Genomic DNA, 20,035 nt, shown 5'->3' with positions numbered 1-20,035 from the left:
ATGACTTCTGACCCCCACGGCGGCCCACGCTTCCGGGCGTTCGCCCGGAAGCGCCGCGCTCCCAGCCGGGCGCGCCGCCGCCTTGGTGCCGCGGTCCGGATGATCGCCGCCCTGGCGCTGGCCGGCGGTGTCTACACCGCGTTCACGCCGAACGCGTCGGCGCAGGACGACCGCACGCTGTCCAGTTCGGCGCAGGAGGGCAAGGCGCTCTTCGACAACAGCTGCATCACCTGCCACGGGCGGGACGCGCAGGGTGTCGAGGGTCGCGGTCCCAGCCTGATCGGCGTCGGCTCGGCCGCGGTCGAGTTCCAGGTCGGCACCGGCCGCATGCCCATGGTCCGCCAGGAGGCGCAGGCCGAGCAGAAGGCGCCGCAGTTCAACGAGGCGCAGACCAAGCAGCTCGGGCAATACATCCAGGAGCTCGGCGGCGGTCCGCAGCTGCCCTCGGGTGAGCTGGTCGACAACCTCGAGAGCAACCCCGACGCGCTGGCCCGTGGCGGCGAGCTGTTCCGGGTCAACTGCTCCTCCTGCCACGGCTTCGGTGGTGGTGGCGGTGCCCTGTCGTCGGGCAAGTTCGCGCCGTCGCTGCACGACGCCACGCCGCAGGAGATCTACGGCGCCATGCTCACCGGCCCGCAGAACATGCCGGTGTTCGGCGACAACGAGCTCTCGCCGGACGAGAAGCGCGAGATCATCACGTACGTCAACTTGCAGCTCCAGCAGGACAAGGATCCGGGCGGCATCTTCAACCTGGGCCGCTACGGTCCGGTGACCGAGGGTCTGGCGATCTTCGTCATCGGCATCACGATCCTCGTCTTCGTGGCCCTTTGGATTGCGGGGAAGTCATGACGGTTGTGCACGACGGGTCGCACGGCACCGGCACCGAGCCGGTCGACGTGCAGGACCCCCGGCTGTCCCGCTTCGAGATCATCAGAGAGGGCGCGCGCCGGGACGACATCGAGATCGTCACGTACGAGTCGCAGTTCCAGGGCCCCAACTCCAAGGCCGAGAAGCGGGTCGTCCGGAACATCTCGCTGCTGTTCCTGCTCTCCGGCCTGGGTGCGCTGGTCTTCCTGATCTCGTACATCTGGTGGCCCTGGGAATACGAGCTGGGCCACTCGATCAACGACTACTACACCGCGGTGCTCGGCATCTCCCTGGCGGTCTCGCTGCTGTCCCTCGGCTTCGCGATCCTCGCCTGGGCCAAGAAGCTGCTGCCGCACGAGGTGTCGATCCAGGACCGGCACAACAACCCGTCCAGCGACGACGACCGGCTGATCACCGGCCAGACCATGGCCTACATGGTCGACGAACTCGGCGTGCAGCGGCGGCCGCTGCTCAAGGGCGCGATCGGGCTCGGCCTGGCGCCGCTCGGCCTGGTCGCCGCGGCGCCGCTGATCGGCGGGCTGATCGAGAACCCGCACAAGGGCGACGAGCCGATGATGTTCCACACCGGGTTCGACCCGGTGCCGAACGAGGGCAAGCCGGTGCGGCTCACCCGGGCCGACGGCACCCCGATCCGGCCCTCCGACGTCAGTGTCGGTGGCCAGATCACGGTCTTCCCGGGCGTCCCGGGCGGTGCGACGAACGAGTTCGCCGACTCGCCCACGCTGCTCATCCACCTGCGGGACCAGGACGCCGAGGCCACCCGCCAGGCGACCGAGAACGACCACCGCAACAAGGGCGTGATGTACGGCAACTACGTCGCGTACTCCAAGATCTGCACCCACGCCGGCTGCCCCGCCAGCCTGTACGAGCAGCAGACCAACCGGTTGCTCTGCCCGTGCCACCAGTCGCAGTTCCTGATCACCGACAACGCCCGGCCGATCTTCGGTCCGGCCAGCCGCAGGCTGCCCGCGCTGCCCATCACGGTGGACGCGGAAGGCTTCTTTGTGGCAAGTTCGGACTATCGGGAGACCGTCGGACCCGACTTCTGGGAGCGGCCATGAAGCGCCGGAAATTCGATCTGACCCAGGTTCCGGCAAATGTCGGCAAGGGTCTCGACGACCGTTACAAGGCGGCAACGCCGCTGCGCGGTCTGCTGAACAAGGTCTTCCCCGACCACTGGTCGTTCCTGCTGGGCGAGATCGCACTCTTCTCGTTCATCATTCTGCTGCTCACGGGTACGTTCCTGACCCTCTTCTTCGACCCGTCGATGAAGGAGGTCGTGTACGACGGCGCCTACCCGGCCCTGCGCGGCACGGGCATGTCGGCGGCGTACGAATCGTCGCTCCACCTCTCCTTCGAGGTGCGCGGCGGCCTGTTCATGCGGCAGATGCACCACTGGGCGGCGCTGCTGTTCATGGCGTCGATCGTCGTGCACATGGCCCGCATCTTCTTCACCGGCGCGTTCCGCAAGCCGCGTGAGGCCAACTGGGCCATCGGTGTCGCGCTGTTCCTGCTCGGCTTCCTGGCCGGCTTCACCGGTTACTCGCTTCCCGACGACGGCCTCTCCGGCACCGGCCTGCGCATCGCCTCGGCGATCATGCTGTCCCTCCCGGTCGTCGGCACCTGGGTTTCGTCGTCGGTCTTCGGCGGCGAGTTCCCCGGCCACCTGATCATCGGCCGGTTCTACATCGCGCACGTGCTGCTCATCCCCGGCGGTCTGCTCGGGCTGATCAGCGTGCACCTGGGCCTGGTCTTCGCACAGAAGCACACGCAGTGGCCGGGCCCCGGGCGGACCAACAACAACGTGGTCGGCGAGCGCATGTTCCCGCGCTACGCGATGAAGCAGGGCGGCTTCTTCATGGCCGTCTTCGGCGTCATCGCCCTGATGGCCGGCTTGTTCCAGATCAACCCGATCTGGCTGTTCGGCCCGTACCGCGCCTCCGAGGTGTCCTCGGCGAGCCAGCCCGACTGGTACGTCATGTTCATGGACGGCTTGGTCCGGCTCATGCCGGCCTGGCAGATCACGCTGCCATTCGGCGACGGCTACAGCATCCCGCCGCTGTTCTGGCCGGCTGTGGTCGGTCTCGGCGCGCTGACCACGGTGCCGATGGCGTATCCCTTCATGGAGGCCCGACGCCTCAAGGACCACCGCGCGCACCACCTGTTGCAGCGCCCGCGCGACGCACCCGACCGCACCGGCCTCGGCTTCATGGCCTTCACGTTCTTCCTGGTGGCGACCCTGTCCGGCGGCAACGACGTGATCGCCGACAAGTTCCACATCAGCCTGAACGCGATGACCTGGGCCGGCCGCATCGGCCTGGTGATTCTGCCGCCGCTGGCGTACTACATCGCGGTCCGCGTCTGCCTGGGCCTTCAGCAGCACGACCGCGAGGTCCTCGCCCACGGCGTCGAGACCGGCATCATCCGGCGCGCCCCTGACGGCCGCTTCTACGAGGTGCACCAGCCCCTCGGCCCGGTTGACGACCACGGCCACCCGGTCCCGCTGGAGTACGCCGGCTGGGTCGTCCCGAAGAAGATGAACCGCCTTGGCGCCCTGGCGCCCGCGGTCAAGGGCTTCTTCTTCCCGGTCGAGAAGCCGGCCGACGCTCCCGTGTCGCCCGCCGTCGGCCCGTCGGTGGCGGCCCCCGACAAGCGCGAAGAGATCACCTCTGGCCGCTGAGCACCCGCACGACAACAAGGCCCGCCCGGTTTCCGGGTGGGCCTTGTTCGTGTCCCAAGGGGTCGGCCCGCAGCTGGTGCGGCACAGGCTCGTCTTGGGTGTTCCCCGACCCAGCCCCGTTCCTGGTTCTTGTTCCGCGCTGGCCCGGTCTTGTTTCCGTGCGGCCGGGTCCCGAGGGTGTCAGTCGGCGTCGGGGAGCCCGATGGCGAAGGCGTCCTCGAGGTCATGCTTCGAGTAGGCCCGGAACGCCACATAGGTCTCGGTATTCACCACACCCGGCGTCTTCGAGATCCGCCCGGCGATGACCTCGGCAATGTCATCGAAGCGCGAGACCCGCACAATGGCGATCAGGTCAGCGTTCCCGGCCACCGAGTAGACCTCGCTGACCCCATCCTGTGCGGCCAGCGCCTCAGCCACCTCAGGAATCGAATCGGTAGCACAGTCGATGTGCACGATCGCAGTATTCACATGGTCAGCCTAGTCGCATTCGTCCTCGTCAACTTCAAGATCAAGAGCAGGATGTCGCACCCGGGTGGGCGGTGTTCGGGTGGCGGATGCCGCCTGGACCTACCCCTCGTGGTTTGCGACCGGGCGCTGGCCGCAGGAAGCGGAGGCAGGCAGCCGCGCCGTTCTCGCCCTCAGCGGGAGCCATGCACGAGTGCCCGGCAACGCGATGCGTGTGGGCGCCTCTCTCGGCGAACGATCACTTACCGGGCGGGCTCCTATTGTGTAGGCGTGGACGAAGTGCGGACTAAAGCGCAGCGCAAGGCCGATGTGCTGGCCAAGCTGAGTGCACCCGTGGCCGACTGCTGGGTGGCGACCGACGGGCCCTATCTGGTGCCGTTGACCGCGGCATGGATCGAGGAGCGGGTCGTACTGGCTACCGATCAGCGCTCGCCGACCGCGCGCAACCTGGCCGGGAAGGGCGTCGCGCGGGTGGCGTTCGGGGGCACCCGGGACGTGGTGATGATTGACGCGCGGTTGGAGCGGACCGTGGCGGTCGGCGAGTCGGGAGCGATGGGTGCGGCCTACGCGGCTCAGAACGACTGGGATCCGCGAACGGCCGGTGACTCGTACGTGTTCCTGGTGCTGCGGCCGGAGCGGATTCAGGCCTGGCGCGAGGTGAACGAACACCCCGGGCGCACGATTATGCGCGACGGGGAGTGGCTGACTTGACCCTCACGCAGGTAGAGACTCCATCATCGAGACCATGGAAATTCGACTGCGAGACGTGGCCGAGCAACACGTCGTGAGTGAGACCAAGGGTGTCGAACGGGCGACGGTCTGCCGTTCCCAGGAACTCGGCGGGCGGGCGGCGGCCTCGATGGGCGCCGGGGTGTTCGTCACCGCGGCAATCTACTGTGGCCGGTCGCCGGTCGGGCGGCGATTATGGCGCAGCGCCTCGTCCAGGCGGCTGATCAGCCACTCGAAGCTTTCGTCGACGTCGGTGTCCATCGCGAAACCGCCGGCCGCCTCGAGCGTCGCGAAGCCGTGGATGAGGCTCCGCATCGCCCGCAGCGTGTGCACGGTGTCGGCCGGATCGAGCCGGTAGCCGTGCAGCACCGCCGCCAAGGGCTCCAGGGGGAGGGGCGAGCTGATCGCGTAGCGGCCCGGATGCCGGCGTACGTAGGCCCGGATCGTGTGGGCCGCGGCGGCCAGCGCGTCCCGGCCGTCCCGGCCGCTCAGCGCCCGGCGCAGCGCGTCGGTCAGTTCGGTGACGGCCAGCACGGCGATCCGGTGGCTGAGGTCGGCCTGGCCGCCGATGTGCTTGTAGAGCGACGGCGTCCGCACCCCGAGCAGTTCGGCCAGACGGCCCATCCGGACGTTGGCCAGGCCGCCCTCGTCGGCCAGTCTCGCCGCGGCGGCGACCACGGCCGCCGCGTCGAGGCCGGCCCTAGGCACGGGCGTACGCCTTGAGGAACGGGAGAATCAGCGCCACGGTCTCGTCCGGGTACTGCGTGTGCGGGTAGTGGCCGGCGCCCTCGATCATCCGCAGCTCGGCCTGGCCGGGCAGCGCGGCCACGATCGCCTCGCCCTCGGCTCGCGGGTCGGCCCAGTCGGGGTCGAGTGTGCCCTCGATGATCAGCGCGGGGCAGCGTACGTTGGCCAGCTGCGCCCCGGCGTCGGTCGGCGCCGACTGGCCCATGCGCTGGATCGCCTTCATCCGGGCGGGCTCGCTGAGCATGGCATCCATGCGCCGCAGCTGCTCGTCCCAGTCGGCCGGTCGGCGCCCGGGCACGGCGACGTCCATGTAGCGCAGCCACTGCTTGGCGCTGCCCAGGATCGCGGTCAGCATCAGCCGGGTCAGCCCGGCCCGGTAGCGCTTCACCCGCAGGCTGCCCAGGCTGAGCGCCTGCTTGCGGGTGAACGGTCCGAGTTCGACGATGCCCTCGATCAGTTCCGGCGCCTGGGCCGCGGCGATGGTGACCGCGCCGCCCGAGATCGAGTGCCCGACCAGCACGGCCGGCCCGCCCAGGTGTCGGACCAGGGCGATCAGGTCGCCGGCGATGTCGGTGCGGCTGTACGACGGCCAGGCGGCACTCGACTCGCCGCAGCCGCGGATGTCGACCGCGGCCACCCGGTAGCCGGCCGCGACGAGCTGGGGGATGACGAAGCGGTATGCGGCCCGGCTGTCACCCATGCCGTGGGCGAGTACGACGAGCGGCCCTTCGCCGCTGACCTCGTACGCGATGGTGCCGTCGTTGACCTTCAAGTGCTGGCTAATGTTCATAGCTTTAAGCTAATAGTCTTAGCTAGAAGTGTCAAGCACAGACTTCAAGAGCGGGATGTCGTAGCTGGGTGGGTCGTGCGGACCGTTGCTCACGCCGAGGGTCGCTTCGCTCCACGTGCGTGAGCGGTTGCGCCCCAACCCCGCCAGAGCGGCATGGGCTGCGCGGGCACGGCCCCGACCCCGCCAGGGCGGCATGGGCTGCGCGGGCACGGGCCCGACCCCGCCAGGGCGGCATGGGCTGCGTGGGCACGGGCCCGACCCCGCCAGGGCGGCATGGGCTGCGTGGGCACGGGCCCGACCCCGCCAGGGCGGCATCCGCTGCGCGAACACGGCCCCGACCCCGCCGGTCTTGGCCTCGCCGAGAGCGACCCGCGCGCGAACGCGGGTCGGTGCGCGGGCGGTGGGGGATTCCGGTCAGGCGGCGGGGATGGTCAGCTCGCCGACTCGGATGGCGTCGGTCAGGACCTCGGCGGCGCCGACGGTGGCGCCGGGGAGGATTACCGATCGGATTACCGTGCCGGCCACCGTGGCGCCGGCGCCGACCACCGCGGTGGTGCAGGTGCCGGTGACCGTGGCGGTGGGGGCGATGAGGTTGGCGCCGGCGGCGGCGTGCAGGTTGGCCCGGAGGTAGAGCTGCGGGGTGCCGGTGTCGAAGTAGGTGCCCTCGAAGGGGATGAGCTCCAGTTCGCCGGCGGCTTCGGCGGGGCGCCAGACGTCGCGGACCAGGCCGGCCGGAGTGGGGACCAGGTCGCGGACCCGGTGCCACGGGAGCAGGGAGAAACCGGCGAAGCTGTGGTTGCTGAAGCCGCCGGGCTCGGAACCGGGCGGCAGGGGCTGGGCCAGCATCCGGACGGTGTGACCGGACCAGCCGTCGAGCAGCGCGGCGATATCTTTGCCGGGCGGGCGAGCGGGGTCGGACAGGTACCCGTCGGCGTTGCCGACCAGGACGCCGCGGCCGTCGATCCAGTCGCGCAGGAACGCCACGCCGCCCGAGGTGCCGAGCGGGCCGTCCGGTTCGACCGACAGATGGGCGCGCGGGCCGACGTGGGCGACGACCTGATCGGCCAGGTAGGCGGCGTTGACCGCGACGGGGGTGATGCCGGCGCCGGCGACCCGGGTCAGCGCCTGGTCGAGGAGGGGCACGTTGCCGACCGGGCACAGCGCCTTCGGCCGGTGGGTGGTGAGCGGGCGGAGACGCCGGCCCTCGCCCGCGGCCAGAATCACCGCACAGACCGCCGAACGGGACCCGGCCGACCGGGCCGCGCGAGGAGACGGGGCCGCGTCAGGGGAGAGGCCCGCGCCGGAGGATGCGGCGGCGCCAGGGGAGGGGGCCGCGCCGGCGGTCACCAGTCGACCCCGGCGCTGTCGGCGGGGTCGCGGCCGGCCGCCGGCCCGATGCCGTACACGCCCAGCAGCAGTTCGGTGTTGGGGGTGAGGGCGGGCAGCGCGTCGACCGGCCACCAGCGGGCCTCGATGACCTCGCCACCATCCACAGTGAACTGGGCGTCGGCCGCGGCCGTACCAAAGAAGACCAGATCTATCCAGCCCAGGGTGTGCACAATCGCGTTGGGGTTACCGGGCGTCAGGTCGGCGGGGGAGAGCCGCAGCCCGGACTCCTCGAAGAGCTCGCGGGCGGCGCCGACGACCGGTTCCTCGTGCTTCTTGAGCAGGCCGGCGGGCAGCCCCCAGCCCCGGCCGGGCGGCTGGCGCAGCAGCACGACCCGGTCGAGCGAGGGTGTGCGGATCACGGTGACGGCGCCGACCGAATAGCGCGGGCCGCCGATCTTGACCAGGCGACGGCGCACTCGCCCCGGCAGACGGTAGAAGGCGCGGTAGCCGTAGCCACGCAGCCGCCGGGGGATCTTCACGTTCGCCAGGCTATCGGTCGGGCCGGCAACCCTCAGTCCGGGTGGTCGACCAGGGTGATGAGCTGCTCGACGACCACGTCGGGGTCGAGGGTGCGCTCGAACACCGCCACCAGCATGGTCTCGAGGTCGGGGTAGCCGAGGTCGTCGGCCAGCCGGCGCAGCGGCACCTCGCTGGCCAGGCCCCGGTCGTGCTTGCGGAGGGTGAGCCCGATGGTGGCCCGGCCGAGGCGCATCTTGTCGGCGATGCTGATGCCGGGCTCGTTGTCCTCGGCGAAGTACTTGTTGATCTGCATCTGCGCCTGGCTCGACTTGACGAACCCGAGCCATTCTTTGCGGGGGCCGCGGGGCGCGTTGGTCTCGGTCTCGACGTGACCTTCACTCTCGGTGAAGATCTCGACGACGTCGCCGTCGGCGAGCTGGGAGCTGAGGGGGGCGAGGCGTCCGTTGATGGTGGCGGCGAGGCACTGCTCACCCTGTTCGGAGCTCAGCTCGTACGCCACATCGACCGGCGTGGAACCGGCCGGCACCTCGAAGGTGTTGCCGTGCGCGAAGATCTGGATCTGGGCCTCGGACAGGTCGCACCGCAGCGAGGCCAGGAACTGGGACGGGTCGGTGGTGTCCTGTTCCCAGTCGAGCACCCGCTTGAGCCAGGTCAGCTGGTCGGTGCCGGGAACGGTGTCGGTGCCGAACGACGACTTGGGGTAGCGGTAGCCGGCGGCCACGCCGTATTCGGCCAGGCGGTGCATCGACTGGGTGCGGATCAGCACCTCGACCAGTTTGCCGTCGGGGCCGGTGACAGTGGTGTGCAGCGACCGGTAGAGATTGTTTTTTGGCGAGGCGATGAAGTCTTTGAATCGGCCGGCGACCGGGCGCCACTGGCCGTGGATCGCCCCTAGGGCGGCGTAACAGTCGGTGTCGGGCCCGTCGACCACGACCGCGATGCGGGGCAGGTCGAGGGGCACCGCGTGCCCGCCGGCGACGGTGTCCTTCCAGATCGAGTAGTAGTGCCGCGGCCGCCAGTGCACGTCGGCGGTGACCCGCTGGCGGCGCAGGGAGCCGCGCGCCTTGCCGATCACGTTGTGCAGGTATTCGGCCCAGCCGGCGCGGTTCTTGACGTGCTCGTCGATCCGGGCGTACGCGTCGGGCTCGAGGTGGAAGAGCACCACGTCGTCGAGGTCGCGTTTGAGGGCCTGGATGCCGAGCCGGTCGCAGAGCGGCACGAGCACGTCGAGTGTGGCGTTGGCGATGCGGGCCCGGGAGGCGGGGGAGCGGACGCCGAGCGTACGCATGTTGTGCAGCCGGTCGGCCAGCTTGATGACCAGCACCCGGACGTCCTTGCCGGCCGCGACGATCATCTTGCGGATGGTCTCGGCCTCGGCCGCCTTGCCGTAGAACGCCTTGTCGAACTTGGTCACGCCGTCGACCAGGTGGGCCACCTCGGGCCCGAAGTCGCCGTGCAGCGCCTCGAGGGTGTAGCTGGTGTCTTCCACCGTGTCGTGCAGCAGGGCCGCGACCAGGGTGGTGGTGTCCATGCCGAGCTCGGCGCAGATCTGGGCGACGGCGAGCGGATGCGTGATGTACGGGTCGCCGCTCTTGCGCATCTGCCCGCGGTGCATGTTGTCGGCGATGGTGAAGCCGCGACGCAGCACGCCGGCGTCGGCCGAGGGGTGGATGGTCCGATGGGTGCGGGTCAGCTTGGTGACCGGGTCGTCGTCGCTGCCGCCCTGAAAGCTGAGGAAGGAGCGCAGCCGCTGAGAGAGCGTTGTCTCGCGGGGCGCCGCATTGACGGCGCGGCTGAGCGCGGCGCCGTGACCGGCGTCGACGTCCACCCGGACACCTCCTCACCCCTCGCGGCCGACCGGCAGTTGGCACAAAGTCTGCCGGTGCTCCACAAGTAACCGACCAAACCGGTCGGTAACCCCGTGTTGCCCTACAGCCTAAGCGAGCGAGCGTCGTCCGAACGGTCAGTTACCGATGAGCGAAAGGACGAGTCTCGTGACCCAGCAGCGGCTTCGGCCCTGGTGAGAAGGCTAGTAAAACGCGCGGCGCCACGAGCCGGTGACACCCAGTCGCCGTAAGTCTCCACCAATCGGGTGTCCGGTTTCTCCAGCCACGCGAGGATGCGTTCGGTTTCCTCGGCCGAGGCGGCCGGAACCGGTCCCGGTCCGGGTAGGACCGTCTCGGCGGTGAGCCGGATCGCCTCCAGCGTCGGCCGTGGATGTTCCCGCGGCGGGGAGGTGGCCGCGGCGGCCAGCCGGCCGTGCCGGACGACCACGATCTCCCAGCCGCCGGCCGCGTCCCGGCGGGCCGCCACCAGCTCGGACAGCCGGGTCAAGGCGCCCAGCCGCTGCATCCGCACGGTGGCCCGGAGCACCGCGATGAGCCGGGACCGGATGACCGCCGCCTCCTCGTAGCGCTGCCGGTCGGAGAGCTGGTCGATGCGGTCCATCAGGGCGTCCACGATCGGCCGGGGGTCGCCCCAGGTGGCGTCGCGGAAGGGGGCGGCGGCGCGGCGCGCGTACTCCTCGGTGGAGATCTCATGCTCGCACGGCGCCGGGCATTTCCCCAGCTCAGCCAGCGCGCAGGCCGGCGTCTTGGTCTTGATCGACAGCTTGTGGCTGCACTGCCGGAGCGGGACCGCGTCGTAGAAGCCGGCGGCGGCCAGCTCGGCGGTGCGGCGTGACGAGAACGGCCCGAGGTAGGACGCGCCGTCGTCGGCCAGGGCGCGAACCACCGACAACCGGGGGTACGCCTCCTGCGTCAGCTTGAGCCAGACCACCCGGTCGGGGTATTTCGAACGGCGGTTGTACGGCGGCGAATGGGCGGCGATCAGGCGTAACTCGCGTACCTCGGCCTCCAGTGAGTGGGCGCACTCAACCGCCTCGACCCGCACCGCCGCGGCCAGCATCTCGGAGATCCGGGCCCGCTTCTCACTCGCCGTGAAATACGACCGGACCCGCTTTCCGATGTCGCCGGACGTCCCGACATACAGCGGGCGACCATCCTGAGCTCGGAAAACATATACACCCGGGACGTGCGGCAACCCGTCGGCCAGATGCCGCTGCCGGCGCTGCTCGGGGCTGACCGCCTTGGCGAACTCGACCGCGTCACCCAGCGTGTGGACACGGTAGCTGCCCAGCCGCTCGATCAGCCCGTGCAGCACGTCGACGGTGGCCTTGGCGTCGTCCAGCGCGCGGTGGGTGGGCTCGACCCGGGCGTTGAAGAACCGGGCCAGCGTGCCCAGCTTGCGGTTGGGCACCTCGTCGCGGGTCAGCGCCCGGCGGGCCACCGCGGCCGTGTCGAGCACCCGCAGCTGGGGCCACTGATAGCCGTGCCGGGCACAGGCCGCCTTGAGAAAGCCCACGTCGTAGGGCGCGTTGTGGGCCACCAGGACGCAGCCACGGAGGAATTCGAGCAGGCTCGGCAGCACCTGCTCGATCGGCGGGGCCGGGGCCAGCATCGCCTCGGTGATGCCGGTCAGCACGGTGATGAACGGTGGCAACCGCTCGCCCGGGTTGACCAGGGTGCCGAAGACGCCCAGCTCCTCGCCGCCGCGCACCTTGACCGCCCCGATCTCGGTGATGCCGCCGCCGTCGGGCGCGCCGCCCGTGGTCTCCAGGTCGAGCACGACGAACGTGGTGTCGGCCAGGGACAACGCGGCCGGGTCGACCGAGCCGTCGGCGGACAGGAGCGTGTCCAGAGTGCCCTGGACGTATGCCGGTTGTGCCACGGCGGGGAGATTAGGACACGGGTACGACAATTCCCGGCCGCCCGGGCGAAAAGATCACTTCGCGGAACGGGCGGTTGCCGTCAACCGGGTGGGAGAATGAATTCATGTCCGCGCTCGAGCCGTTCTCCGAGACCCCCGCCGAGGGGGCCGCGGACGCTGCCGAGCCGATCCAGCCAGATCCGGCCCTGTCCGAGGCGGCCGTGCCAGATCCGGCCCTGTCCGAGGCGGGCCTCCCTGAGCCGACCCTGCCCGAGCCCGTCCGCCAGCGGGTGATGGCGCTGGCCGCGGCCGCGCTGCCCGCCCTGCCGGTCGACGAGGTGCCGGTCGTCCTGCGCAAGGTCGCCCGCTTCGCCCCCAACCGCCGGGCCCGCCTCGGTGGCCAGGCCATCGCCGCCCAGCTCACCTCCGACCCGCTGTTCCGCCAGCGGATCGGCCGCCGGATCGCCGACGACTCCGGTGACCTGGGCTCCGCCGTCGCCGCGGGCATGGTCCCGGCCGCCGCCGACCCGGTCGAGGTCGCCGCCATCGCCTACCTGTGCCGCCCCGACGGCTGGCGTGACCTGGTCGCCGACGCCGGCGAGGCGGTCCGGGCCGAGGTCGACAGCGCCGCCGTGGTCGAGCAGATCAACGAGGCCGAGCAGCGGGCCGCCCGCGCCGAGCACGACCGCGCGGTGGCCAAGGTCGAGGCGGACAAACTCCGCGACGAGCTGGCCCGGGTCCGGGAAGAGCTGGGCCAGCTGCGCGAGGAGCACCGGGTCACCGCCCGGTCGCTGCGCGAGGCCCTGGCCCAGCAGAAACGCGCCGGCGACCTGCTCGCCACCGAGAAGGGGCGGGCGGCCAAGGCGGTCGCCGACCACGACGCCGAGCTGCGCCGGCTGCGGGCCCGGCTGGCCGACGCCGAGAGCCTCGCCGCCACCGGCAAGGCCGCCGCCAAGGAGGCCCGGTCGGCCGACGACGCCCGGGTCTGGCTGCTGCTCGAGACGATCGGCCAGGCCGCCTCGGGGCTGCGCCGCGAGCTCGCCGTGGGCCCGTCCGACAAACTCCCGGCCGACTATGTCGCCGACGTCGCGGCCGAGCGCCCCGGCACCCCCGAGCGTTCGCAGGCCCGCGCCCAGGACACCGACGACCCGGCCCGCCTCGACCAGCTCCTCGCCCTGCCTCGGGCGCATCTGATCGTCGACGGATACAACGTGACCAAGCGCGGCTTCGCCGAGATGTCCCTCGAGCAGCAGCGCAAGCGCCTGATCACCGGGCTCGGCGGGATCGCCGCGCAGACCGGCGACGAGGTGACGGTGGTCTTCGACGGCGCCGAGCGGGTGCACGGGCTGCCGCCGGCCCCGCGCAACGTGCGGGTGCTCTTCTCCAAGAAGGGCGAGACCGCCGACGAGTTGATCCGGCGGCTGGCCCGGGCCGAACCGGACGGCCGCCCGGTGGTGGTGGTCTCCTCCGACCGCGAGGTGGCCGACGGCGTGCGCCGCCACGGGGCGTATCCGATGGGCGCCGACTCGCTCCTGCGCAGGCTGTCGCGCGGTTAGACCGCGTTTCGCACGCTGGCCGGGGTTGTGGCGTGGGCTGCGAAACACGGCCAGACAAAACTGTCGTACCCCCTCCGTAGCGTGATGGGCAGTGGCGGTCACCGTCACGACTTCGCATGGAGGAGGAGCCATGATCATCGACTGCGGGCGTTGTGCCGAGCGGGCCGATGAGTGCAGCGGTTGCCTGGTCCGCGTGCTGGCCGAGACACCCGAGGAGATCACCGACCTGACCCCGGGCGAGCTTCGGGCGATCGAGGTGTTCGAGCTCGTCGGCTTCGACGTGGAGTTGCTCGAGACCCCCGAGCCGCCCGTGGTGGTCCCGTTCCGGCGTGACGTGGCGTGAGAACGCGACGTGACGTGAGAGTGCGACGTGGCGTGGCGTGAGAGTGCGACGTGGCGTGGCGTGAAGAGCGGGACATGGCGTGAGAGTGCGACGTGGCCTGGCGCGAAGAGTGCGACGTGACGTGAGGGTCGTGCGGGCTGACGGGTAGGTTGGCCGCGTGACTGTGCGTGGCTGGGCCGTGGTCGCCTTCGGTGTGCTCGTGGTGGCCGGCATCGTGCTGGCCGCGGTGCTGATCCCGTGGCATCGGCCGCCGGCGCCGCGGGCCGATCAGCTCGGCGCGCTCGGCCAGTTCGACAAGGGGCAGGTCGACAAGGCCAAGGCGTTTCACGCGGCGCTGCGGCCGGGGTCGTACGGGTCGATGCTGATCGGGCTGGTCGTCGCCCTGGTGCTGGGGTTCACCCCGCTGGGCGCGTGGCTGGTCACCCTCGCGGGGCGGCCGTTCGGCGGGCACTGGGTGGCCCGGGCGCTGCTCGGTGGCCTGTTGATCGTGCTGGTCTCCGAGGTGGTCACGCTGCCGTTCGCGGCCTGGCGGCACACCATCGTGGTGCGGTACGGGATCTCCACCCAGGGCTGGGGCGCCTGGACGGTCGACCTGGTCAAGGGTTGGGCCGTCGGCGCGGTGATCGGCGGGGTGGCGCTGCTCGGGTTCTTCGCGGTGGTCCGGCTGGCGCCGCGCTGGTGGTGGGCGTGGGGCGCGGCGGGTGCCGCGATCCTGGTCGTGCTGCTCTCGTTCGTGCTGCCGGTGCTGGTCGAACCGGTGTTCAACAAGTTCACGCCGATGGCCGACGGGCCACTGCGGACCGAGCTGATCCAACTGGCCGACCGGGACGGCGTACCCGTCAAGGATGTGTTGATCGCCGACGCCTCGCGCCGCACGCGCGCGGTGAACGCCTACGTCTCCGGTTTCGGGCCGACCCGGCGGATCGTCGTCTACGACACGATGCTGACCGAGGCCACGCCGGGCGAGGTGGTCTCGGTCGCGGCGCACGAGCTCGGGCACGCCAAGGAACAGGACGTGCTGGTCGGCACCGTGCTCGGCGCGCTCGGCACGGCCGCCGCGGTGATCGGTCTCTACCTGCTCGGCTTCTGGAGCGGTCTGCTGCGTACGGCCGGGGTCGACTCGATCGCCGAACCGCGCGCCCTCGGCCTGCTGGTGGCCGTCGCCGCCGTGGCCGGCCTGGTCGCCACGCCCGCCCAGGCCTTCGTCACCCGGCAGGTCGAGGCCCGGGCCGACGACCACGCGCTGGAACTGACCCAGGATCCGGCCACCTTCGAGTCGATGCAGCGCAAGCTCGGCTCGGTCAACCTGGCCGAACCCGACCCGCCGGCCTGGGAACAGTTCCTGTTCGCCTCGCATCCGTCCACCGTGGAACGGATGGCCGCCGCCCGCGCCTGGGCCCGCGGGGAGCGCTGATGGGCCGCACCCTGCTGGTCACCAACGACTTCCCGCCCCGGCCCGGCGGCATCCAGCAGTTCGTCCACAACCTGGCGATCCGGCAGCCGGCCGACTCGATCGTGGTCTACGCCTCGACCTGGAAGGGCGCCGCCGCCTTCGACGCCGAGCAGCCGTTCGAGGTGGTCCGCGAGGCCACCGGCATGCTGCTGCCCACCCCCGCGGTGGCCCGCCGGGCCGCCGAGATCGCCCGCACCCGCGACTGCGACCGGGTCTGGTTCGGCGCCGCCGCCCCGCTCGGCCTGCTCGCCGCCGGCCTGCGCCGGGACGCCGGCATCGAGCGCGCGGTGGCGATCACCCACGGCCACGAGATCGGCTGGGCCGCGCTGCCCGGCGCCCGCCGGCTGCTGCGGCGCATCGCCCGCGGCAACGACGTGGTCACCTACCTCACCGACTTCCAGCGGGTACGCCTCGACCGGGCCCTGCACGGCCTCACCGACCTGCAACGCCTCGCCCCCGGCGTGGACGTCGACGCCTTCCACCCGGGCGTGGACGGTTCGGCCGTCCGCGCCCGGTACGGGCTGTCCGACCGCCCGGTGGTGGTCTGCGTGTCCCGGCTGGTGCCGCGCAAGGGGCAGGACATGCTGATCCGCGCGCTGCCCGAGATCCGCCGCCGGGTGCCGGGCGCCGCGTTGCTGCTGGGCAGCGGGGGCCCGTACCGGTCGAAGCTGGAACGCCTGGCCCGCGAGACCGCGATGGACGAGCACGTGGTCTTCACCGGCTCGGTGCCCTGGTCCGGTCTGCCCGAGCTGTACGCGGCGGGCGACGTCTACGCGATGCCGTGCCGCACCCGGGCCGGCGGTTTCGACGTCGAGGGCCTCGGCATCGTCTACCTGGAGGCGTCGGCGACCGGGCTTCCGGTGGTGGCCGGCGACTCCGGCGGTGCGCCCGACGCGGTGATCGAGGGCGAGACCGGCCACGTGGTCGGCGGCCGCGACGTGCCGGCGATCGCCGCGCGGGTCGCCGAGCTGCTGGCCGATCCGGTCAAGGCCAAGGCGATGGGTACGGCCGGACGGTCCTGGGTGGAGCGCGAGTGGCGTTGGGAGCGGCAGGCGGACCGGTTGTCCGAGCTCCTCACCTCACGTGAATAGTTCACTCTCCGCACGCGCATAGACACAGAGCGTTGTGCGGGCGTATCAAGGCGTCATGCAGCCCGACGATGACGACGAATCGGAACTGTCCCTTCCGTACTGGCTGACCAGCACCTCCGAGGCCGCCAGCACCGGCTTCCTGGCCATGCTGCGGCGGCTGCCCAAGCTGCTGCTCGCCGCCTGGCGGATCGCGTGGGAGGCCAGCCCGCGCACCACCGCCGCGGTGATCGTGCTGCAGGTGCTGTCCGGCGTGGTCAGCGCCATCGGCCTGATCAGCGTCGTCGGCGTCTTCGACGGCCTCCTCCGGGAAGGCGCGACTCCCGAGCGGGTGCGCGCCGCCGCGCCCTCACTCGCGCTGCTGGTCGCCGCCCTGGCCGTACGCGGAATCCTCACCTCGGCCGCGGCCAGCGCCAACGGCCGCCTCACCCCGCGGGTCTTCCAGACCGCCGAGATGCGCCTGCTGACCGTGACCACGCAGGTGGAGCTGACCACGTTCGACGACCCGGAGTGGCGCGACGCCATGCAGCGCGCCCGCGACCGAGGCATCTCGGCCGCCGAGCAGGTCGTCAACCAGGCGATCGAAGTACTCAACAACGTGGTCGGCCTGATCGCCGCGGCCGGCGTGCTGGCCGCCCTGCATCCCGTGCTGCTGCCGCTGCTCGTCCTGGCCGTGCTGCCGGTCGGCTGGTCGTCGGCCCGCGGGGCCCGCCTCCGCTACCGCAGCCTGCTCAAGATGATCGCGATGTGGCGCCGGCAGCACATGCTGGCGCACCTGCTCGCCGCCCGCGAACCGGCACCCGAGCTGCGCGCCTTCACCCTGCAGGGCTTCCTGCTGGACGAGGTACGGCGGCTGCTCGAGCTGGCCACCCGGCGGGAGGTCGCGCTGTCCGACACGGTGGTCCGCACCACGATGATCGGCAACGCGCTCAGCGGACTGATCACCGGACTGACCTACGGCGTGCTGCTCTGGCTGCTGTGGAGCGGCGAACTGGCGCTGGCGGCGGGCGGCGCGGCCGCGTACGCCATCAATGTCGGCATCGGGAAGCTCTCCGAGCTGGCCTTCTCGGCCAACCGCGTGTTCGAGCAGGGGTTGTACTTCGCCGATTTCGATGGTTTCTGCGAGATGTCGCGGGCCCGGGCCGAGAAGCCGCGGTCGCCGCACGCTTTCCCGTTCGACTCGCCGCCCGACTCCTCGGTTGACTCGCCGGGCGATTCCTCGGGCGATTCGCCGCTGGGCTCCTCGGGCGGCTCCTCGGGCGGCTCCTCGGTTGACTCCTCGGGCGGCTCCTCGCTCGACTTCGAGGAGATCACCCTCTCCGACGTGACGTTCACCTATCCGGACGCCGACCGGGCCGCGGTCAAGGACGTTTCCCTGACGGTACGAAGGGGAGAGATTATCGCCCTCGTCGGCGAGAACGGGTCCGGCAAGAGCACTCTGGCCGCCCTGATGGCCGGGCTCTACCAGCCGCAGTCCGGCACCGTGCGGTGGGACGGCGCCGACCTGCGCGAGTTCCCGCCCGACGCCATCCGCGACCGGGTGGCGGTGGTCATGCAGGAGCCGACCCGATGGCCCCTGTCGGCCCGGCTCAACATCACCATCGGCCGGTACGATCGGGACGTCGAGACCGACCTGGTGCACAGCGCGGCCCGAGCCGGCGACGCCCACGACTTCGTGATGGAGTTGACCCGGCAGTACGACACGCTGCTGTCCCGCCACTTCACCGGCGGCGCCGACCTGTCCGGCGGCCAGTGGCAGCGGCTGGCGGTGAGCCGGGCCTTCTACCGCGACGCGCCGCTGCTGATCTGCGACGAACCGACCGCCAACCTCGACGCCCGAGCCGAGCACGCCGTCTACCTGCGCCTGCGCGAACTGGCCGCCGGGCGCACAGTCATCCTGATCACCCACCGGATGGCCAGCGTGCGCGAGGCCGACCGGATCTTCGTCCTGGACCACGGCTCGGTCGTGGAGGAAGGCGACCACCCGACCCTGATGTCCCGCGGCGGCATCTACGCCCAACTGTTCACCCTCCAGGCGAGCGCCTACCAAAGCGCGTGAACCGTTGTACATTCCGGCCCTCTGCCCTTGTTCTGGGGGATGCGGCTCACATGTGTCCTGGGGGATGCGGCTCACATGGTCGTCGCGGCCCGGGCGTGTCAGAGTGAGGCCATGACCGCCGGAGTGCTCGTCGCCGTTGTGGCGCTGGTGTGCGCCACGGCGTTCGGACTGTGGTGGCGTTCGCGGGACGGGCGGCTGCGCGTGGTTGCTTCGAAGGGCGGGGCGGCGCGCTCCGGCGCCGATACGCCGCCGCCATCCGCGTCGGCTCCGGCGTCGCGATCGGCATCCGCTTCCGCATCGCCACCTGCGTCGGATTCGGTGTCGGGCCTCGCGTCGACTGGGGGGTCGCTGTCCGCGTCGGTTCCGGGATCGTTGTCCGGGCCGGATTCGGTGTCGGGCCTCGCGTCGACTGGGGGGTCGCTGTCCGCGTCGGCTCCGGAATCCCTGTCCGGGCTGGCTTCGACGTCGGGGCCCGGGTCGGCTGCGGCGTCGCCGGCCCCGTCGGATTCGGCGTCGCGGCCTGCGGCGGTCGAGGCCGGTGAGATCGCGCCGGAGTTGTTGGAGGCGCTCGGGGTGGATCGGGCGGCCGAGGCGACGCTGTTGCAGTTCTCGTCGGCGTTCTGCCAGCCGTGCCGGGCGGTGCGGCGGATCAGCTCCGAGGTGGCCGCGATCGTGCCCGGGGTGCGACATGTCGAGGTCGACGCCGAGAGTCATCTCGATGTGGTGCGAGAATTGCGCATCTGGCGTACCCCCACGCTCCTGATCCTCGACCGTGACGGCCGCGAGGTGCGGCGTGCCACCGGGGTGCCCAGTAAGCCCCAGCTGATCGCCGCGCTCGGCCAGGTGCTCACCAACTGAAAATCCACCGCGATAGTGGTGATGCCACTCACGGTTCCCCGCCGGCGCCGAGGTGCCAGAGTCATCATCATGGAGCTCGACCCCCGCGGCCAGCGCTTCGCGGCCGCCGTGACCAGCGTCGTGATCATCGCGGTGCTGATCACCGGTTCCCCGTGGCTGGCCTTGGCGCAGACCGCCGTCTTCGCCCTGACCGCGATCAACCCGCGCCGCGGTCCTTACGCGCTACTGTTCCGCTCGCTGATCCTGCCTCGCGTCGGCCCTCCGCCCGAACGCGAGCCCGCCGCCCCCGTCCGCTTCGCCCAGACCGTGGGATTGTTCTTCCTGGCCGTAGCCACCATCGGCTACTTCGCCGGCGACCCGGCCGTGGGCCTGACCTTCGCCGGCTTCGGCCTGATCGCTGCTTTCCTCAACGCGGCTTTCGGCCTCTGCCTGGGCTGTGAGCTCTACCTGGCCCTCCGCCGCCTACGAGCCCGCACCTGATCCCACCCTCCGGCCGCCGCCCGCCCCGCCCCTCAATTACGTCGAGCCGGGCGGCAGATTTGCCCGACCCCATCGCGCCTTCTCAGCGTCCGCGGTCCCGGCGCGCCATCGGCGTCCCGCGACGCCGCGCATCCAGAGGCGGTCCCCGCGCTCGGCCACGCCCGACACATCGCGCCTGGCAACGCGCATATGTCGCGCTTGGCAACGTCGACGTGCGGTGGCTCGACGTGCGGTGGCTCGACGTGCGGTGGCTCGACGTGCGGTGGCTCGACGTGCGGTGGCTCGACGTGCGGTGGCTCGACGTGCGGTGGCTCGACGTGCG

Annotated in this window: 18 protein-coding genes; 11 read left to right on the top strand and 7 right to left on the bottom strand. The window is 71.2% G+C overall.

The window, feature by feature from the left end; translation table 11 throughout:
- Genes ACGFIO_RS29910 through ACGFIO_RS29900 form a run of 3 tightly spaced genes read left to right on the top strand, consistent with a single transcriptional unit; the run spans nt 1 to nt 3,568 of the window.
- On the top strand, nt 1–849 hold the full coding sequence (locus ACGFIO_RS29910; protein WP_392830836.1) for a c-type cytochrome: 849 nt from the start codon (nt 1–3) through the stop codon (nt 847–849).
- The gene (locus ACGFIO_RS29905; protein WP_392830834.1) at nt 846–1,949 is read left to right on the top strand and encodes a ubiquinol-cytochrome c reductase iron-sulfur subunit; all 1,104 of its coding nucleotides are present in this window, start codon (nt 846–848) and stop codon (nt 1,947–1,949) included. The genes ACGFIO_RS29910 and ACGFIO_RS29905 overlap by 4 nt, the downstream gene beginning before the upstream one ends.
- Nucleotides 1,946–3,568 (top strand): cytochrome bc complex cytochrome b subunit, encoded by a 1,623-nt coding sequence (locus ACGFIO_RS29900; RefSeq protein ID WP_392830831.1) that lies wholly within the window; start codon nt 1,946–1,948, stop codon nt 3,566–3,568. The genes ACGFIO_RS29905 and ACGFIO_RS29900 overlap by 4 nt, the downstream gene beginning before the upstream one ends.
- A gap of 180 nt (nt 3,569–3,748) precedes the next feature.
- Here ACGFIO_RS29900 and ACGFIO_RS29895 read toward each other — a convergent pair whose 3' ends face one another.
- Nucleotides 3,749–4,036, bottom strand: coding sequence for an Lrp/AsnC family transcriptional regulator (locus ACGFIO_RS29895; RefSeq protein ID WP_392830829.1), 288 nt, complete (start codon nt 4,034–4,036; stop codon nt 3,749–3,751).
- A gap of 267 nt (nt 4,037–4,303) precedes the next feature.
- Here ACGFIO_RS29895 and ACGFIO_RS29890 point away from each other — a divergent pair, with 267 nt between their 5' ends.
- Nucleotides 4,304–4,744 (top strand): pyridoxamine 5'-phosphate oxidase family protein, encoded by a 441-nt coding sequence (locus ACGFIO_RS29890; RefSeq protein WP_392830826.1) that lies wholly within the window; start codon nt 4,304–4,306, stop codon nt 4,742–4,744.
- Nucleotides 4,745–4,924: 180 nt separating this feature from the next.
- Here the strand turns inward: ACGFIO_RS29890 and ACGFIO_RS29885 are convergent, their stop codons facing one another.
- From ACGFIO_RS29885 to ACGFIO_RS29860, 6 genes are all read right to left on the bottom strand, one after another.
- Nucleotides 4,925–5,470, bottom strand: coding sequence for a TetR-like C-terminal domain-containing protein (locus ACGFIO_RS29885; RefSeq protein ID WP_392830823.1), 546 nt, complete (start codon nt 5,468–5,470; stop codon nt 4,925–4,927).
- Nucleotides 5,463–6,293 (bottom strand): alpha/beta fold hydrolase, encoded by an 831-nt coding sequence (locus ACGFIO_RS29880; protein ID WP_392831063.1) that lies wholly within the window; start codon nt 6,291–6,293, stop codon nt 5,463–5,465. The genes ACGFIO_RS29885 and ACGFIO_RS29880 overlap by 8 nt, the downstream gene beginning before the upstream one ends.
- 420 nt (nt 6,294–6,713) lie before the next feature.
- A complete protein-coding gene (locus tag ACGFIO_RS29875; protein ID WP_392830820.1) occupies nt 6,714–7,523 on the bottom strand; it encodes a sugar phosphate nucleotidyltransferase in 810 nt (269 codons plus the stop codon).
- A 119-nt stretch (nt 7,524–7,642) separates the two neighbouring features.
- Complete coding sequence (locus tag ACGFIO_RS29870; RefSeq protein ID WP_392830817.1) at nt 7,643–8,167, bottom strand: NUDIX hydrolase; 525 nt, start codon at nt 8,165–8,167, stop codon at nt 7,643–7,645.
- A gap of 32 nt (nt 8,168–8,199) precedes the next feature.
- Nucleotides 8,200–9,996 (bottom strand): RelA/SpoT family protein, encoded by a 1,797-nt coding sequence (locus ACGFIO_RS29865; protein WP_392830814.1) that lies wholly within the window; start codon nt 9,994–9,996, stop codon nt 8,200–8,202.
- Nucleotides 9,997–10,097: 101 nt separating this feature from the next.
- Entirely contained in the window at nt 10,098–11,897 is a 1,800-nt protein-coding gene (locus ACGFIO_RS29860; protein WP_392830811.1) for a DEDD exonuclease domain-containing protein, read from the bottom strand.
- Nucleotides 11,898–12,001: 104 nt separating this feature from the next.
- Here ACGFIO_RS29860 and ACGFIO_RS29855 point away from each other — a divergent pair, with 104 nt between their 5' ends.
- The 7 genes from ACGFIO_RS29855 (at nt 12,002) to ACGFIO_RS29825 (ending at nt 19,713) form a co-directional block, all read left to right on the top strand.
- Nucleotides 12,002–13,432: an NYN domain-containing protein gene (locus tag ACGFIO_RS29855; RefSeq protein WP_392830809.1), complete on the top strand. Its 1,431-nt coding sequence runs from the start codon at nt 12,002–12,004 to the stop codon at nt 13,430–13,432.
- A gap of 130 nt (nt 13,433–13,562) precedes the next feature.
- Nucleotides 13,563–13,775: a hypothetical protein gene (locus ACGFIO_RS29850; protein ID WP_392830806.1), complete on the top strand. Its 213-nt coding sequence runs from the start codon at nt 13,563–13,565 to the stop codon at nt 13,773–13,775.
- Between the two features lie 157 nt (nt 13,776–13,932).
- Nucleotides 13,933–15,189, top strand: a complete 1,257-nt coding sequence (locus tag ACGFIO_RS29845; RefSeq protein WP_392830803.1) for a M48 family metallopeptidase — start codon at nt 13,933–13,935, stop codon at nt 15,187–15,189.
- Entirely contained in the window at nt 15,189–16,319 is a 1,131-nt protein-coding gene (locus ACGFIO_RS29840; RefSeq protein WP_392830800.1) for a glycosyltransferase family 4 protein, read from the top strand. Before ACGFIO_RS29845 ends, ACGFIO_RS29840 begins: the two co-directional genes overlap by 1 nt.
- A gap of 55 nt (nt 16,320–16,374) precedes the next feature.
- Nucleotides 16,375–18,375, top strand: a complete 2,001-nt coding sequence (locus ACGFIO_RS29835; protein WP_392830797.1) for an ABC transporter ATP-binding protein — start codon at nt 16,375–16,377, stop codon at nt 18,373–18,375.
- A gap of 111 nt (nt 18,376–18,486) precedes the next feature.
- On the top strand, nt 18,487–19,233 hold the full coding sequence (locus tag ACGFIO_RS29830; protein WP_392830794.1) for a thioredoxin family protein: 747 nt from the start codon (nt 18,487–18,489) through the stop codon (nt 19,231–19,233).
- 69 nt (nt 19,234–19,302) lie between these two features.
- On the top strand, nt 19,303–19,713 hold the full coding sequence (locus ACGFIO_RS29825) for a DUF4395 domain-containing protein (RefSeq protein WP_392830792.1): 411 nt from the start codon (nt 19,303–19,305) through the stop codon (nt 19,711–19,713).
- Nucleotides 19,714–20,035 lie beyond the last annotated feature (322 nt).

The sequence above is a fragment of the Actinoplanes sp. NPDC049265 genome, from assembly GCF_043197135.1.
In the GTDB taxonomy this organism is placed as follows: Bacteria; Actinomycetota; Actinomycetes; order Mycobacteriales; family Micromonosporaceae; genus Actinoplanes.
The sequence above is the reverse complement of the archived record's forward strand: the minus strand, read 5'-3'. Positions and strand labels throughout refer to the sequence as shown.

What these genes read in the sequence shown, in the direction of transcription:
- ACGFIO_RS29905 (WP_392830834.1), top strand. Translation starts at nt 846, where the DNA reads ATGACGGTTGTGCACGACGGGTCGCACGGCACCGGCACCGAGCCGGTC.
- ACGFIO_RS29840 (WP_392830800.1), top strand. Translation starts at nt 15,189, where the DNA reads ATGGGCCGCACCCTGCTGGTCACCAACGACTTCCCGCCCCGGCCCGGC.
- ACGFIO_RS29825 (WP_392830792.1), top strand. Translation starts at nt 19,303, where the DNA reads ATGGAGCTCGACCCCCGCGGCCAGCGCTTCGCGGCCGCCGTGACCAGC.
- ACGFIO_RS29850 (WP_392830806.1), top strand. Translation starts at nt 13,563, where the DNA reads ATGATCATCGACTGCGGGCGTTGTGCCGAGCGGGCCGATGAGTGCAGC.
- ACGFIO_RS29910 (WP_392830836.1), top strand. Translation starts at nt 1, where the DNA reads ATGACTTCTGACCCCCACGGCGGCCCACGCTTCCGGGCGTTCGCCCGG.
- ACGFIO_RS29830 (WP_392830794.1), top strand. Translation starts at nt 18,487, where the DNA reads ATGACCGCCGGAGTGCTCGTCGCCGTTGTGGCGCTGGTGTGCGCCACG.
- ACGFIO_RS29835 (WP_392830797.1), top strand. Translation starts at nt 16,375, where the DNA reads ATGCAGCCCGACGATGACGACGAATCGGAACTGTCCCTTCCGTACTGG.
- ACGFIO_RS29900 (WP_392830831.1), top strand. Translation starts at nt 1,946, where the DNA reads ATGAAGCGCCGGAAATTCGATCTGACCCAGGTTCCGGCAAATGTCGGC.
- ACGFIO_RS29855 (WP_392830809.1), top strand. Translation starts at nt 12,002, where the DNA reads ATGTCCGCGCTCGAGCCGTTCTCCGAGACCCCCGCCGAGGGGGCCGCG.